The organism is Streptomyces armeniacus (assembly GCF_003355155.1).
GTDB classification, from domain to species: domain Bacteria; phylum Actinomycetota; class Actinomycetes; order Streptomycetales; family Streptomycetaceae; genus Streptomyces; species Streptomyces armeniacus.
In genome coordinates this window covers 8,033,414-8,048,922 of the sequence record NZ_CP031320.1, presented here as the reverse complement: position 1 = coordinate 8,048,922, position 15,509 = coordinate 8,033,414, and the positions used below count along the sequence as shown (strand labels likewise).

Below are 15,509 nucleotides of genomic sequence, written 5' to 3'. Positions count from 1 at the left end.
TCTCGCGGGGGTTCCTTGGGGCGCGGCCCTGCGGGGCCGCCGCGTAGTCGGGTGCGGGGAGTGCCCGGGTGTCGGTCTTGCCGTTCGGGGTGAGCGGCAGCGCGTCCAGCTCAACGAACGCGGCAGGCACCATATAGGCGGGCAGCCGGGCGGCGAGATACTCCCGCAGCTCCACGACAGCTGTGCCGCCGGTCGTGGCGGTCTCGCGCACGACATACGCGGCCAGCCGCCTGTCCCCCGCCGCATCCCCGTGCGCGACGACCGCGCACTGGGCAACGGACGGATGCGTACGCAGCACGGCCTCGATCTCACCGAGCTCGATACGGAACCCGCGGATCTTCACCTGGTCATCCACCCGCCCCAGGAACGCCAGACGCCCGTCGCGGCCCCAGCGGGCCATGTCCCCCGTGCGGTACATCCGCGTCCCCGCGCGCCCGTGCGGGTCGGCGACAAACCGCTCGGCGGTCAGCGCGGGCCTGCCCAGATAGCCCCGTACGACGCCCTCACCCGCGATGTACAACTCACCCGCCACACCCGGCGGCACCGGACACAGACCCGCATCCAGCACATACACCCGCGTGTTCGCGATCGGACCACCAATCGACGGCCCGCCCTCGTCACTCCCGTCAAGCCTGCGCGCCGTCGACCAGACCGTGGTCTCCGTCGGACCATAAAGATTGGTCACCGACGACGCCCGCGCCAGCAACCGAGCCCCCAGATCACCCGGCAGCGCCTCACCACCCACAAGGACCCGCACACCGCGCAGATCAAGATCCCCCGGGCCGTCATCCAGCAGCGACCGCCACAGACTCGGCGTCGCCTGCATCACCGTGACACCCGACGCCGCAAGCTCCCCACCCAGCGCGAGAGGGTCACGCACCGTCTCACGGTCCGCCAGCACCACACTGCCGCCCGCGATCAACGGCCCGAACAACTCCAGCCCAGCAATATCGAACCCGACCGTCGTCACCGCCAACAACCGATCGGCAGAGGTCAGTTCGCAGCGCACCACCATGTCCCGCAGGAAATTCACCAACGCACGATGGTGCACAACGACACCCTTGGGCCGCCCCGTGGAACCAGAGGTGTAAATGACATACGCGCACCCCGCACCCCTGGCGGCGGCCGTCCGCTCATCCGGGAAGGGGTCAGCGGGGAACCCCGCCAGCTCACGCTCGCACTCCGGGGTGTCGAGCAGCACCGTCTCCACGCCCCCCTCCGGCAGCAGCCCCTCCAACTCCTCCCGCCGCGTCAGCAACAGCGCAGGCGCCGCATCACGCAGCACATACCGGACCCGCTCCGCCGGATAACCCGGATCCACCGGGATATAACCCGCACCACACCTCAGCACCGCCAGCAACGCCACCAACAGAGCCTCCGTACGCGGCAGCAACACCGCCACCAGCGACTCCGGCCCCACACCACGCCCCGCCAGCAACCAAGCCAACCGCCCCGCACGCGCGTCCACTTCCGCATACGAGAGAACGCGACCGCCGCACACCACGGCAGTCGCCTCCGGGGCACGGGGCAGGGGCGGGCTCTGGCGCCTCTGGGCGGCGGGCGCCTGTGTGGGCGTCGGCGGCGCCGCCTTCCGCGTGGCCCTGCTCGCCCGCGCGCTCGTGCTCCGGCTGCCGTACGGGCTGCTGCTCCGTCCGTCGTACGGCCCGCTGTTCCGCGTCCCGTACGGTCTGCAGCACCGCCTCGCGCACCGCCTGCGGGTCGGTGTCGCGTACGGAAGGGCTCCCGCCCGCTCCTCTGGGCTGCGGCACCCGCGGCTCGGTGCCGCCGCCCTGCGCCTGCCGCGCGGCGCCCGAACCGACCGGGCGTATCGGGGTGACGGGGCGGCTGGGCCTCGGTGTGTCCTCGCCGCCCGGCTGCGGCCGTACGCGCTCCCGCGCGGCGGGAGACGGCGCCCCACCGTCGTCCGCGGGGCCGCCGGACCGGCCGTTCTGTCCGTCTTGTTGGGAATCGCCCGTGCCCGCGCCCTGCGAGTCCTGCGCACCTTGCGTGCCTGCGGGCGCCTCCGTGCCCTTACGGGCCGGGGCGGGGGCGAACCAGCTCCAGTCGCCACTGCCGTCGCTGCCGCCGTCGCCAGCAGAAGTGCCGTTATCGGCCGACGTGGTGGTCATTAACTCTGCCTCGCCTCGAACGTCTTCCGGTCGGACCACAACTTCCCGTAGGGGGAAGGCGCCTGCAAATGAGACCCCTTGAGACATCGGTCACGGAGCCCACTAGCCCGGCGATGCGGAGTCGACCATACCGTTATGGCATCGATCCACAAGCCCCGTCCCGGGTACACCGGATTCCCTTGATTCGGACCACCGGGGGGAATTAGCGGCGGTACCGTACAAGGTCGTACACTTCCCGCAGATCGCGCCCCGCGTAGTCGAACGAGGCGAGGCCGCGCAGATGGTCGTCGGCGTTCACGGCCACGGACACGGGTACGGCGGCGAAGAGTTCCGCGTCCGACATCGAGTCCCCGTAAGCCACACATTCGTCGGGGCTCACCCCGAATTCGGCACACAGCCCATACGCAATGTTCACTTTTGCCGCCGGTGACAGGATCCCGGCGGGGTCGACCGGGGTGCGGAACGGCACGTCGGGGAAGCGCGAGCCGTACGCGGCGTCCGCGCCCCAGGCCAGCAGCCTCCGTACGAAGAAGTCGGGCGACAGGGACACCACGGCGCACCGCTCACCGCGCGCCCGTATCTCCGCCCACACCTCCGCTATCCCCTCCAGCCAGGGCGCGTCCCGGAACGCGGCCCCGACATGCGCCTCGGTCAGCTCGGACCACAGAGTGTGAACGCTCTGTGCAAAGCCGACGGGGCTCAACTCCCGTGCGGCGAAAGCCCGTTCGAGCTCGACGATCTCGGTCTCGAGGCCGAGCTGGCGGGAGATCTCCACGGGGGCGGCGGTGCCGTGGAGGAGGGTTCCGTCGAGGTCGAAGAGGTGGAGACGGGTCATGCCCGCGAGGGTAGGCGGTACCGGGCGCCGGCGTACGGGGGCGGGGGGCTGTCGCCTATACACATCTGACGCGGCCGACGAAGGCGCGGGGGGAAGCCTCGGTGGTCGGCGGTTCGTTGACAACTAACACAGGTATGGGAGGCGGAGGGCGCCGTGCTGGTCGTCACCGGCGACCCCGACCTCTACACCGACACCGTCGGCGCCCGCAGCAAGCTCGGCCCCGCCCACGTCTTCGACCCGGCCCAACTCACCACCGCCCCCACCCGGTTGCGCTGGGCGCCGCACCGCGACTGCGAGGACATGCCGACCGCCCGTACGCGCGCCGCCGCGCTCCTCGCCCCCGTCCGCAGCCCCGCCCGCGGCGACTCGGCCGTGCACGACGCCGCCGAGACACTCCTGCGCTGCTGGCTGCACGCGGCGGCGGTGGCGGGGGAGCCGTTCCGGCAGGTGCACCGCTGGGCGCTCAGCGGCTCGTCGAAGGACGCCGTCCGCATACTCCGTACGGACACCGCCGCCACCGCCGGCGCCGCAGGCGAACTGGAGGCCACCCTCACCGCGCACGCGGAACGCCGCGAGGCCGCCACCGTCCTCGTGCGCCGCGCCCTCAACGCCCTCTCCCAGCTGCACATCCGGAACGCCTGCACGCCATCGCGTGCCGACCGGATCGCATGGGATTCCTTCATTCCCGAAGGGGGAACGCTCTACGTCGTGGGCACGCCCATCGAGGCACCGCACCGCGCCGATCCGGGCGCGATGCCCCTCGTCACCGCGCTCACCTCAGCCGTGGTCGAGCACGGCCGCCGCATGGCCGAACGGTCGTCCGCCGGCCGGCTCGACCCACCACTCACCGTCGTCCTGGACCACCCGGCGACGGTCGCTCCCGTTCCGGAACTGCCCGCGCTGCTGGCGGACGGCACGGCGGCGGGGCTGCACACGCTCGCGCTGACCCGTTCCGAGGAGCAGGTCCGCACGTGGTGGCCGGAACTGCTGCGCGGCCGCCCCTAGCCACCCGCACGTACGGACGCCCGCTCCCGTACGTACACGTGGGCACGGCCGTACGGCGGCCTGTGGTGCGGGTCGGACTCGCCGGTCGGGACGAAACCAAGGCGCTCGTAGAAGGCGCGGGCGCGGTGGTTCTGCTCGTGCACGTGGAGTTGGAGCCGTTCGACGTCGTCGCGCGCCCAGGCCCACTCCTCCGCCGCCCGGAACAGTTCACCGCCGAGTCCGGAACCGCGGTGCTCGGGGCGGAGGTAGACGCCGACGACGGACGCGGTGCCGTCCTGTACGACGACAGTCAGCATCCCCGCCCAGCGGGCGTCATCCGTATCCGCCGGAACGGGCGCGGCGGCGAACGTGGTGACGGGCCACCCGTCGTCCGTACGTCCCGTACGGCCCTGCGCAGCCCGCTGTCGCCAGAAGCTGTCCGGGCGCGCGGCGGCCACCTCGTACCGCTCGGTGAACGCCACCGACGCCACCGGGTCCGCGAGCGCTGCCAGCCGCAGCTCTCTCAACTGCCGCCAGTCCTCCTCGCGCACCTGCCTGATCTGGAAGCCGTCCTTCATCTGCCCATCGTGGCGCGTACGGCGCCGTCGCGCCGCCCGGTTTTCCGGCAAGGGCCACGGGGACAAGTGGGCATGCAAAAAAGGGGCCTTGCCAGCTTCAAGCCGGCAAGGCCCCTTCTCTCAACAATAGTTCGGCGGTGTCCTACTCTCCCACACACTCCCGTATGCAGTACCATCGGCGCAGAAAGGCTTAGCTTCCGGGTTCGGAATGTAACCGGGCGTTTCCCTCACGCTATGACCACCGAAACACAACGAAACCAGCACCCAACACCAGCACACCCCACGCATGGGTGGTGATAGGGGGGTGGGGGGGGGGCGGGCGGGGGGCGGAGAGAGGCGGTCGTGGTCGGCGAGGAGGGCGAGGAGGGCGCGTTCGGCGGGGTGGTCGTAGGCGTAGTCGCCCGCCCCGGCCTCGGGCCGTACGCCGAGCGCGGCACCGCCGCGCAGGAGCGCGCGGGCACGGGCGTGGGCGTACTGCACGCGGAACAGGGGGCTGGCGGCCGTACGTACGAGCAGCGCGGCGTCGGCCCCGGTGGCTGCCTGGGCCGCCTGGACCGCCTGGGTCGGCTCGGTCGCCTGGGTCGCCTGGGGGGTCGCAGCGCGGGCGGCCGTGCCACCGGCGCGTGCGCCCCCGGCCTCCGCCGTGGCGGCGGCCCAGCGGGCCGAGTCGCGGGCGGGATCGTCGGCGGCACTCGGGGCGTACGCGGGGCGCGCCAGCTCCAGTACGAGCGCGGCGCGCCCGTGGCCGTCCAGCGTGATGTTGACGAACCCGGCCCCGGCGACGTCCGTACGCGCGACCCCGGGGAGCCGCGCGAGCCGGTCACCGAGGAGACGGGCGAGTTCGAGGGAGGTGGGAGCGGGCCGGCCGTCACCAGCGCCCGCGCCCGCGCCGGTCCGGACGGCCTGGGCGCGGCGGGCGAGCTGGAGGACGACACCGGTCCCGTAGTCCCCGCCCCCACGCCGCGGCGGCGACTCGACGACCACCCGCTCGGGCAGCTCCACCCCGCGCAGTCCGGCGTCGCCGACTACGCCGTGCAGCGAGAGCAGCACGGTGCGGGAGAGCTGGGCGGGTGTCACGATGCAAGCGTATGGGAGGAGCCACGGGCCCACGCGAACGGGTTTCTCACACGGCCCCGCCACAGCCCCGGTGACCTGCGCCGGAACGCCCTCCCGCCCCTGGGGTGGCCCGGCGCACGGCCTCGGGACCCTCAAGAGTGCACCGCCCCACGAACTGGGCCATCCGGCACGGGGTGAGCGAGCCGTACCGCTCGGACCGCGGACCATGGGCGCGGGCAGAGGGCCGGGAATGTGGGCGAGGGCCGCCGCACGACCGGCGCTCTTCGACGCAGCGAGGACCGAACAGCCACCCACTCCGCTCAGGTGACTCCGGCCCACCGCGACCGTTGTGCCCCTGCCTCGCTCAGCGGAGGGGCCGTACCGGGGACTCGGAGCCGCCCTGCACCGGCGGCTCGGTACGCCCGCCGTCAGCCCCACCGCCGCCGGGTTCGCCGTACGCCGCCAGGCCACGCACCATGCGTACGAGCGCGGCGGGATCGAAGGGCTTCGCGAGCACCGCGTCGACACCGACGGCACCTTCGGCCTCGATCTCCGCCTGCGTACAGGCGGACACGATGGCGACGGCGATGTGGCGCGTACGGGGGTCGGCACGCAGGCGCTCGGCCGTACGCAGACCGTCGAGCCGCGGCATCACGACATCGAGCGTGATCACGTCGGGCCGCACCCGGTGCACGATCTCCAGGCACTCGGCACCATCGTCCGCGGTCACGACCTCGAAGCCCTCCAGCTCGAGGTTGACCTTGATCAGCTGCCGGATGACCTTGTTGTCGTCGACGACGAGGACCCGGCCGGAGACGCCTTGCACACCACAGAGCCTAGGCGCGCGGCACGGACTGCGTCCGGGTTTTGCCCATTTCCACCCGTGCGTGGAGCAGCCGTCGCCATGCTGACGCGGCCCCTCGCCTCCCTCTGCTCCTTATACACATCTCACACTCCCCACCACCCCCCACCGCCGACGCCTGCTTGGGCTCGCATCATTGCACGAACACTTGCCTCGACCGGCGTTCGACCAGGATCCTCCTGCCGTGAACGGTCAGCCGGGCATTACGGTGGGACACGAAGACCTCCGTGTGCGGTGAAGCCTAGACACCTCCACCACACCGGAGGTCTTCGCCGTGATCAAGACCGACCAGTGTCAACAACGCTCATGATCAATACACCTAACCGGCGTCCGGGCACAGTCGAGGGCCATGAGTGCAGCCCGCCAGCCCCGGCCCCATCTTGTAGTTCGAGTGTGTCGGCCGGCGCCCGTCTGCGGGGGTGCCTCTATGTCCTTCGTCGAGTCCGAGCTGGTCATGCGGTGGCTGTTTCGGGGGTGCGTGGTTCGTAGAAGGTGCCGTCGCGGAGCATGGCGAACAGGACGCTGACGCGGTGGCGGGCGAGGCGGAGGAGGGCTTGGGTGTGTGTCTTTCCCCGGGCCCGGCATTTGTCGTAGTAGATGCGGGAGGCGGGGTCGTGCAGGGCTGCGAACGCGGACAGGAACATCGCGCGTTTGAGCTGCCGGTTTCCGCCTCGTGGTGCGTGTTCGCCGTGGATCGAGGTCCCCGACGATTTCGTGGCCGGGGCGAGGCCGGCGTAGGAGGCCAGATGGGCGGCGGTGGGGAAGCTGGTGCCGTCGCCGACGGTGACCAGCAGTGTGGCGGCGGTCCTGACCGCGACCCCCGGCATCGAGGTCAGGACCTTGGAAAGAGGGTGGTCCTCCAGCAAGGCCTTGATCTGGACTTCCAGGGCCCGGCGCTGTTCGTGGACTGCGGCCAGGGACCGGGCCAGGGACGGGACCACGGTGTCGAGGGTGCCGGTCCCGGGGACTACCACGGTCTGTTCGTCGAGTGCGTCGAAGACGTCATCGATAGGCGGGCGGCCATGCGCGGGGCCTTGGGCCGGATCACCTCGACGAGTCTGCGGCGGCCGGCTTTCCGCAGGGCGGTCGGGGAACCGTGGCGTTCCAGCAGCCAGGTGACGGCGGGGTGGTCCAGGCGGGGGCCGAGGACGCGTTCGAGGCTGGGGGGGAACTGGGTGAGCAGGCCGCGTATCCGGTTGGAGGTGCGGGTGGCTTCGGCCGCGAGGTCTTGGTCGAAGCCGACCAGGACCGTGAGTTCGGCGGTGATCTCGTCGGTGAGTTCCAGCGAGCGCAGGGTGTGGGGCATGGTGCGGGCGGCGTCCGCGATCACCGCGGCGTCCTTGGCGTCGGTCTTGGCCTCGCCTGGATATAGGTCGGCGATCCGGCGCATGGCGAGTCCGGGCAGGTAGGCGACCTTGCAGCCCGCGTCCCGGGCGACGGTGAGCGGGAGGGCGCCGATGGAGGCGGGCTGGTCGACGATGACGAGCACGGTGCCGAATTTGGCGGCCAGCTTGTCGAAGACGGCCCGCAGTTTCGGCTCGCTGTTGGGCAGTTGCTTGTCGAAGACCTTCTTCCCGGCCGGGGTGAGCCCATGGCCGTGGTGAGCGGTCTTGCCGACGTCCAGGCCGAAGAAGACGCCCACGTCGTCGATGTCGAACATCGTGCTCCCGATGACTTCGGTGCGGTGCTGGCCGGGGAGTCGGCGCCGTACGCGCGCATCCACGTTATGCAGACTTGCCGCCCGTGGGATGCCGGGCATTGCGCTCGGCGGAGCGGTAGTCGGACCTCTCATCAGCGTCTCCAACGGCACCCCTCGGACCCGGCGACACCTCCTCATGTTGTTGTCAAGCGGCGGTCGTGACGGAAGGCGGAGCGTGGTAGCACTGTCGGTCACGGATCATGGCGAAGAGAACGTTGACGCGGCGGCGGGCGAGCGCGAGGACGGCATGCTCGGACGCTGTTGGCTAATTCGGGGGTCTGATCACTTCGCCCCGCCGAGTGTGAGCTCGGCGGGGCGAAGTGCTGTGAAGTGGCTGGTGCGGGTGCGGGCTCGGGGCGTGTCGGTGAGGTGTGCGTCGATGCGGGCGAGGTTGATGGCGGCGCCGGTGAGCTGGTGTTGGAGGCTGGTCTTCGTGAGGCCGCGGTAGCGGGATCTGCGCAGGCCGCAACGTTGGACCCCCTGGGAGATGGTGCTCTCGACACCGGCGCGGGTTTTGTAGCGCTCCTTCCAGGTATCGGTGTCCTGGTCGGCGCGGGCTTGGCGGAGGGCCTCGTGTTCCTCGCGGGGCCGCAGGGTCAGTCGCCGGCCGACGCTGGAGGTGGTGCACTGCTCGCGGACCGGGCAGGGCTGGCAGTCACTCTTGTTGAAGCGCACCCGGATCACGGGAGTGCCCTCGGGTGAGCGGTCGGGATTCCACCGGGCCGTTGTTCTGTCTCCAGGGCAGCTGACCTGCTCGTTTTCCCAGTCGATGGTGAAATCGTCGCCGGTGAAACCGCTGCCCGAGGCGGTCTGAGGGCTGATGGCCAAGGCGGCCGGACCGGTGAGTGTGATGCCGTACTTGCGGCGGGCACGAACGAGCACATGCGCGTCGACGTATCCGGCGTCGACCAGGTGCTCGTCGGGCAGACGGCCCGTATCGGCGAGCCGGGCATGCACGGGCTCGGTCATCGAGATGTCGGGAACCGTCGCGTCGGTGGTGGCCACGTTCGTGATCAGGTTCGGGGCGTCCGCTTCGCAGGTCTCGGTGAGGTGAACCTTGTATCCCGCCCAGGCCGTGTCCCGCTTGACGCTGTTGCGCGCCTCACGGTCATAGGGACTGACCAGGCACTTCGCGCCTGGCGGGCGGTCTTTGGGGGCTCGTCTCCTCACCTCGCCCTCAACCTGGTGGAAGTTCTGCACCCACATCTGCCGCAGGTGCTCCACCTGCCCAAGCGTCCGCAGCACTCGCGGTGCCTGCCGGGACCGGACGGCGTGAAGCAGCCGTGTCCCATCCCGGCCGATCCGCAGCCCCAACTCCTCCCGCGCAGCGCGGGACTTGGGGAACCGGGAGTCCTCGGCCCGGGTGGCGTAGTGCCTGAACCACTCCAGCTCGGCGACCTCGACCAGCCAGTCGGGGGCAGCCTGAGCCACCGCGTTCAACGCCGACCGTAATGTCTCTGACACCCGCTCCAGCCAGCACACATCCCGGGCCGCCGTCAGCACGTGGGTGGAGTCGGTCCTCGCCCGACCAGCCGTCTTGAGCAGTCCCTTGTCCCTGGCCGCAACCAGGACACCGTCCAGCACCCGTCGCCCGGCATCCGCCTCCGCCAGCCGGTCCCTGAACTCCGACAGCACCGAGAAGTCGAACCCCGGATCACTCAATTCCAGACCGAGGGCATACTTGAAGTCGATCCTCGCCCGCACAGCCTCCGCCGCCTGCCGGTCGGTGAGCCCTTCCATGAACTGCAACACCAGCACGAGCGCCAACCGCCCCGGTGACCAGGCAGGCTTCCCCCGCGCCGGGAACAGGTCCGCGAACTCCTCGTCACAAAACAACGGCCCCAATTCGTTCCTGACCCGGATCGCCAGGCTGCCCTTGGGAAACGCGGCCCGAGCCACCCCCACCGTCTCCGCCGGGACCTCGCTCGGCCTGCTCGGCTGCATCGACACCCGCACCCACCCCATACGACAACGTCGGCCTTCAAGACCACAACCGGGTCTTGAAGGCCGACGTCACGCGAGCCCCCGAATTAACCAACAGCGTCGAACAACTCCGGCAACGTCACCGCCTCAACAACACGCCCGGTGGCATTCCACTCCCCCACCACCACACGCCGCTCGGAATCCGCCAGCACCTCCACATCCCGCACCGCACAATCCGGATCCGCAACAACCCCCTCCAACAACCGCACCAGCCACCCCGCAAACCGCTCCGCCGTCCCGTGGTCGAAGAGGTCCGCGCTGTACTCGATCCAGCCCTCGATGCCCTCTCCGTCGCCCTGCTCGACGAAGTCGAAGCTCAGGTCGAACTTGGCGCCCTGCTGCCCGAGCGACTCGCGCCGCGCGGTCAGCCCGGGGAAGTCGGGCGTGGTTCCGGGGGTGTTGAGGTAGACGACCATGACCTGGAACAGCGGGTGCCGGGCGAGCGAGCGCGTGGGGTTGACGGCTTCCACCAGCCGTTCGAACGGCAGGTCCTGGTGCTCGTACGCGGCCAGGTCGGCCTCCCGTATGCGTGCCAGCAGTTCCGCGAAGGTCGGCGTGCCCGACAGGTCCGTACGCAGGACGAGGGTGTTGACGAAGAACCCGACCAGGTCCTCCAGCTGCTCGTCCGTACGCCCTGAGACGGGGGCGCCGAGAGGGATGTCGTCCCCGGCGCCGAGCCGATGCAGCAGGGCGGCGACGGCGGCCTGGGCGACCATGAACATGCTGACGCCGTGGGCGTTCGCCAGCTCCCGCAGGGCGCGTTCCAGGCCGGCGTCGAGGGTCAGGCCGACGGCGCCGCCCCGGTGGCTGCTCTCCTGGGGGCGCGGCCGGTCGGCCGGGAGGGGCAGTTCCTCGGGGAGACCGGCCAGGGCCTCGGTCCAGTACGCGAGCTGGCGCGCGTGCGGGCTGCCCGGGTCGTCGCCGTCGCCGAGGAGCCGGTGCTGCCACTGGGCGTAGTCGGCGTACTGCACGGGCAGCGGCGCCCACTCCGGCGCCGCGCCCTCGCAGCGCGCCCGGTAGGCCGTCGCCAGGTCGCGCCACAGCGGGCCGTCGGACCACTCGTCGGTGGCGATGTGGTGTACGACGAGCAGCAGCACGTGTTCCTCGGGCGCCACCTCGAAGAGGTGGGCGCGCAGCGGGACTTCGCGGTCGAGGGCGAAGCCTGCGCCGGTGGCCTCGGCCAGCCGTACGGTCAGCCGCTCCTCCGTGACCTCCTCATGCCGTACGAGGGTGCCGACCTGCGCCGGGTCCAGTACGAGCTGGTGGGCGCGGCCGTCGCCCCCGCGTTCGGGGAACACCGTACGGAGGCTCTCGTGGCGCGTCACCACATCCCGTACGGCGGACGCCAGCGCGTCCCGGTCCAGCGGGCCGTTGAGGCGCCAGGCGGCGGGGTTGTTGTAGGTGCCGCCGGGGCCCTCGATGCGGTTCAGCAGCCACAGGCGCTGCTGCGCGAAGGACAGCGGGAGGACGTCCGGGCGGTCGGCGGGGGCGAGTACGGGCAGAGCCCGGCCGTACGTACGCACGTCCAGTCGGGCGGCGAGGCGTACGGCCGTAGGGGCCTCGAAGATCTCCCGTACGGTGAGCTCGGCGCCGAGCACCGTACGGACGCGGCTCGCGAGGCGCATCGCGAGCAGGGAGTGGCCGCCGAGGGCGAAGAAGTCGTCGTCGGCGCCGACGCGTTCGAGCCCGAGGACATCGGCGAACAGGCCGCAGAGGATCTCGGCGCGCGGGCTGCGCGGGGCGGTGGCGGATGCTCCGGGGGCGAAGGCGGGGGCCTGTCGCTTATACACAGCTGAGGCAGCCGAAGAGGGCGTGGGGGTGGAGGCGGGGGGGGGGGGGTAGAAAGAAAAAAAAAAAGTGCGGACCACACCCCTCACGCCCGATCCCCCACCCGGCCCCAAGCGGCATGAATCCCCGCGGCACAGGGCATACGGGGCGACATGGCCGGAAGGGAAGGCAGGCATCCGCTCAAGCTGCTCCAGAACGCCGTGACCCGCTCCGCCCGTTCCGCGGTGCGAGCCGTCCGCTTCGCCGCCCGCACCGCGGTCCCGCGCGCCGCCCGCACCGCGGTCCCGCGCGCCGGCCGCCGTATGACCCGCTCCGCGGGCCGCACCCTCGGCCGCTCGGCGGACCGGACCCGGCGGTTCCCGGACCCGTTCGTACGCCGCTACCGCTCGCACGACACCACGCCCACCCTGTCCCTCACCCGCACCCCGCACCCGTACGGGCGGGCACTGGGCATGGTGGCGGTGACGCTGCTCGGGGCCTGGCTGGGGCTGCTGATCGTGGGCAGCGTCCGTACGCCCGTCGGGCCGATGGAGACGACGATGACGCTGCGGCCGTCGCTCACGGGCGGCACGAAGATCAACGTGTCGCCCCTCGGCTCGCTGCGGCTGGAGAGCCACCACGCCCCCGTACGCCTCGACGTCAACGTCGATCAGCTCGACCCCGTACGCGCCACCGCCCTCGTCGACCATCCGGAGCGGATCGAAGGGCTCGAGGAGGAGGTCGGCCGCGACGTCGTGGCCGGCACCGCGGACCTGGCGCTGCGTTCCGTCGTCGCGGTGGTCTCCGGCGCCACGGCGCTCGGGCTCGCCGTATACCGGCGCCCGCGCCGCGCGCTCGGGGCGGGCGGCCTGGCCCTCGCGCTGCTGACGGCCTCGACGGCAACGGCGTTCGCGACGTGGAACCCGAAGTCCGTCCTCGAACCGAAGTTCTCCGGACTCCTCGCCAGCGCCCCCTCGGTGGTCGGCGACGCCCGCAGCATCGTCACGGACTTCGACATCTACCAGCAGGAGCTGGCCCGCCTCGTCACCAACGTCACCAAGCTGTACGACGCGACCTCCACCCTCCCCACGTACCAGCCCGATCCGGCCACCACCCGCGTCCTGCACGTCTCCGACATCCACCTCAACCCGGCGGCCTGGAGCATCATCAAGTCGCTGGTCGAGCAGTACCGGATCGACGTGATCATCGACGCCGGCGACACCATGGACCACGGCACCACCCCCGAGAACGGCTTCCTGGAACCGATTCCCGACCTCGGCGCCCCGTACGTGTGGGCCCGCGGGAACCACGACTCGATAGAGACCCAGGACGCGATGGCCGACCTCGGCGACAACGTCCACGTCCTCGACAACGGGAGCCCGGTCAACGTCGCCGGCCTCCGCATCGCGGGCATCGGCGACCCCCAGTTCACGCCGGACCGCTCGGTCGAGGCGGAAGGCGACCCGGAGGAACGGGACGCCGGCCGGGAACTGGCCTTCGCCCTCCGCCTCCAGGAAACGGCGGGCACACCCGTCGACATCGCGGTCACGCACAACCCGGTCGCCGCCAAGATGACCGACGGCGCGGTGCCCCTCGCCCTGGCCGGCCACACGCACAACCGCAGCAACGAGGTCCTGGACCTCGGCACCCGCCTGATGACCGAGGGCACCACGGGCGGCGGCGGCCTGCGCGCGGTGGAGGGCGACGAACCGCAGAAGGTGCAGGCGTCGGTGCTGTACCTGGACGAGGAGACGGACCGGCTGCAGGCATGGGACGAGATCACGCTCGGCGGGCTGGGCCTGAGCACGGCGGAGGTCAGCCGGCACCTCCCCGGCGACCCCACCCCTGTCCACTATACACAGCTGACGCAGCCGACGCAGGCATAGGTGGAGAAGTCGGTGGGCGGAGTAACCGTAAGGTAGTTGTGGACGGTTCGCGAGTGAGAATGCAGGCATGAGTAGCGATACGCACGTGGGAAACGTGTGCGCCGATTGACTAAGGGTTCCTGGGTCAAGCTGATCTGCCCAGGGTAAGTCGGGGCCTAAGGCGAGGCCGACAGGCGTAGTCGATGGATAACCGGTTGATATTCCGGTACCCGCTGTGTGGCGACCAACGCTGAATCAGGTGATGCTAAGTCCGTGAAGCCGCCCTGGATCCTTCGGGTGATGGGGAGTGGTGGAGCCGACGGTCCGAGTCTGTAGTAGGTGAGTGATGGGGTGACGCAGGAAGGTAGTCCAGCCCGGGCGGTGGTTGTCCCGGGGTAAGGGTGTAGCCCGTTGTGCAGGTAAATCCGTGCAACACACAAGGGTGAGACCTGATGCCGAGCCGATTGTGGTGAAGTGGATGATCCTATGCTGTCGAGAAAAGCCTCTAGCGATGTCATGTGGCGGCCCGTACCCTAAACCGACTCAGGTGGTCTGGTAGAGAATACCGAGGCGTTCGGGTGAACTATGGTTAAGGAACTCGGCAAAATGCCCCCGTAACTTCGGGAGAAGGGGGGCCATTTCTGGTGATCCACTTTGCGTGGTGAGCTGGGGGTGGCCGCAGAGACCAGCGAGAAGCGACTGTTTACTAAAAACACAGGTCCGTGCGAAGCCGTAAGGCGAGGTATACGGACTGACGCCTGCCCGGTGCTGGAACGTTAAGGGGACCGGTTAATCATGCTTTGGTGTGGTGAAGCTGAGAACTTAAGCGCCAGTAAACGGCGGTGGTAACTATAACCATCCTAAGGTAGCGAAATTCCTTGTCGGGTAAGTTCCGACCTGCACGAATGGCGTAACGACTTCTTGACTGTCTCAACCATAGGCCCGGTGAAATTGCACTACGAGTAAAGATGCTCGTTTCGCGCAGCAGGACGGAAAGACCCCGGGACCTTTACTATAGCTTGATATTGGTGTTCGGTTCGGCTTGTGTAGGATAGGTGGGAGACTGTGAGCCCGGTACGCCAGTATCGGGGGAGTCGTTGTTGAAATACCACTCTGGTCGTGCTGGATGTCTAACCTGGGTCCGTGATCCGGATCGGGGACAGTGTCTGGTGGGTAGTTTAACTGGGGCGGTTGCCTCCTAAAGAGTAACGGAGGCGCCCAAAGGTTCCCTCAGCCTGGTTGGTCATCAGGTGGTGAGTGTAAGTGCACAAGGGAGCTTGACTGTGAGACTGACGGGTCGAGCAGGGACGAAAGTCGGGACTAGTGATCCGGCGGTGGCTTGTGGAAGCGCCGTCGCTCAACGGATAAAAGGTACCCCGGGGATAACAGGCTGATCTTCCCCAAGAGTCCATATCGACGGGATGGTTTGGCACCTCGATGTCGGCTCGTCGCATCCTGGGGCTGGAGTCGGTCCCAAGGGTTGGGCTGTTCGCCCATTAAAGCGGTACGCGAGCTGGGTTTAGAACGTCGTGAGACAGTTCGGTCCCTATCCGCTGCGCGCGTAGGAGTCTTGAGAAGGGCTGTCCCTAGTACGAGAGGACCGGGACGGACGGACCTCTGGTGTGCCAGTTGTTCTGCCAAGGGCATGGCTGGTTGGCTACGTTCGGAAAGGATAACCGCTGAAAGCATCTAAGCGGGAAGCCTGCTTCGAGATGAGGGCTCCCTCCAACGTGATTGGTTAAGGCTCCCGG

General features: G+C 69.6%; 5 protein-coding genes, 1 rRNA gene, 5 pseudogenes and 2 other annotated features. Of the genes and pseudogenes, 2 read left to right on the top strand and 9 right to left on the bottom strand.

Annotated features, from left to right (window positions below):
• Nucleotide 1: 1 nt before the first annotated feature.
• Together DVA86_RS34760 and DVA86_RS34755 are read right to left on the bottom strand one after the other, a co-directional pair.
• A pseudogene (locus DVA86_RS34760) lies at nt 2–1,519 on the bottom strand (amino acid adenylation domain-containing protein); the annotation flags it as partial.
• 812 nt (nt 1,520–2,331) lie between these two features.
• A complete protein-coding gene (locus DVA86_RS34755) occupies nt 2,332–2,964 on the bottom strand; it encodes an HAD family hydrolase (RefSeq protein WP_208884220.1) in 633 nt (210 codons plus the stop codon).
• A 132-nt stretch (nt 2,965–3,096) separates the two neighbouring features.
• Here DVA86_RS34755 and DVA86_RS34750 point away from each other — a divergent pair.
• A pseudogene (locus DVA86_RS34750) lies at nt 3,097–3,969 on the top strand (type VI secretion protein); the annotation flags it as partial.
• Here DVA86_RS34750 and DVA86_RS34745 read toward each other — a convergent pair.
• The 7 genes and pseudogenes from DVA86_RS34745 to DVA86_RS34715 form a co-directional block, all read right to left on the bottom strand.
• A complete protein-coding gene (locus tag DVA86_RS34745; protein WP_208884217.1) occupies nt 3,966–4,526 on the bottom strand; it encodes a GNAT family N-acetyltransferase in 561 nt (186 codons plus the stop codon). The pseudogene DVA86_RS34750 and the gene DVA86_RS34745 overlap by 4 nt on opposite strands.
• Before the next feature lie 129 nt (nt 4,527–4,655).
• A 5S ribosomal RNA gene (gene rrf, locus DVA86_RS34740) occupies nt 4,656–4,772 on the bottom strand.
• A gap of 564 nt (nt 4,773–5,336) precedes the next feature.
• Nucleotides 5,337–5,810: pseudogene (locus DVA86_RS36400) on the bottom strand (hypothetical protein); the annotation flags it as partial.
• 136 nt (nt 5,811–5,946) lie between these two features.
• On the bottom strand, nt 5,947–6,408 hold the full coding sequence (locus DVA86_RS34730) for a response regulator (protein ID WP_208884215.1): 462 nt from the start codon (nt 6,406–6,408) through the stop codon (nt 5,947–5,949).
• 488 nt (nt 6,409–6,896) lie between these two features.
• Nucleotides 6,897–8,104 (bottom strand): annotated as a pseudogene (locus DVA86_RS34725) (IS110 family RNA-guided transposase).
• 321 nt (nt 8,105–8,425) lie between these two features.
• Nucleotides 8,426–10,093: an IS1182 family transposase gene (locus DVA86_RS34720; protein ID WP_208884213.1), complete on the bottom strand. Its 1,668-nt coding sequence runs from the start codon at nt 10,091–10,093 to the stop codon at nt 8,426–8,428.
• 89 nt (nt 10,094–10,182) lie between these two features.
• A pseudogene (locus DVA86_RS34715) lies at nt 10,183–11,901 on the bottom strand (condensation domain-containing protein); the annotation flags it as partial.
• A gap of 465 nt (nt 11,902–12,366) precedes the next feature.
• On the opposite strand from DVA86_RS34715, the gene DVA86_RS34710 reads away from it, so the two are divergent.
• Nucleotides 12,367–13,779: a metallophosphoesterase family protein gene (locus DVA86_RS34710; RefSeq protein WP_245997831.1), complete on the top strand. Its 1,413-nt coding sequence runs from the start codon at nt 12,367–12,369 to the stop codon at nt 13,777–13,779.
• 67 nt (nt 13,780–13,846) lie between these two features.
• Nucleotides 13,847–14,711 (top strand) — a sequence feature (23S ribosomal RNA rRNA prediction is too short).
• 2 nt (nt 14,712–14,713) lie between these two features.
• Nucleotides 14,714–15,509 (top strand) — a sequence feature (23S ribosomal RNA rRNA prediction is too short).

Excerpts from the sequence above, each read along its gene's own strand:
- DVA86_RS34755 (WP_208884220.1), bottom strand. The coding sequence starts at position 2,964 with ATGACCCGTCTCCACCTCTTCGACCTCGACGGAACCCTCCTCCACGGC.
- DVA86_RS34745 (WP_208884217.1), bottom strand. The coding sequence starts at position 4,526 with ATGAAGGACGGCTTCCAGATCAGGCAGGTGCGCGAGGAGGACTGGCGG.
- DVA86_RS34710 (WP_245997831.1), top strand. The coding sequence starts at position 12,367 with ATGGTGGCGGTGACGCTGCTCGGGGCCTGGCTGGGGCTGCTGATCGTG.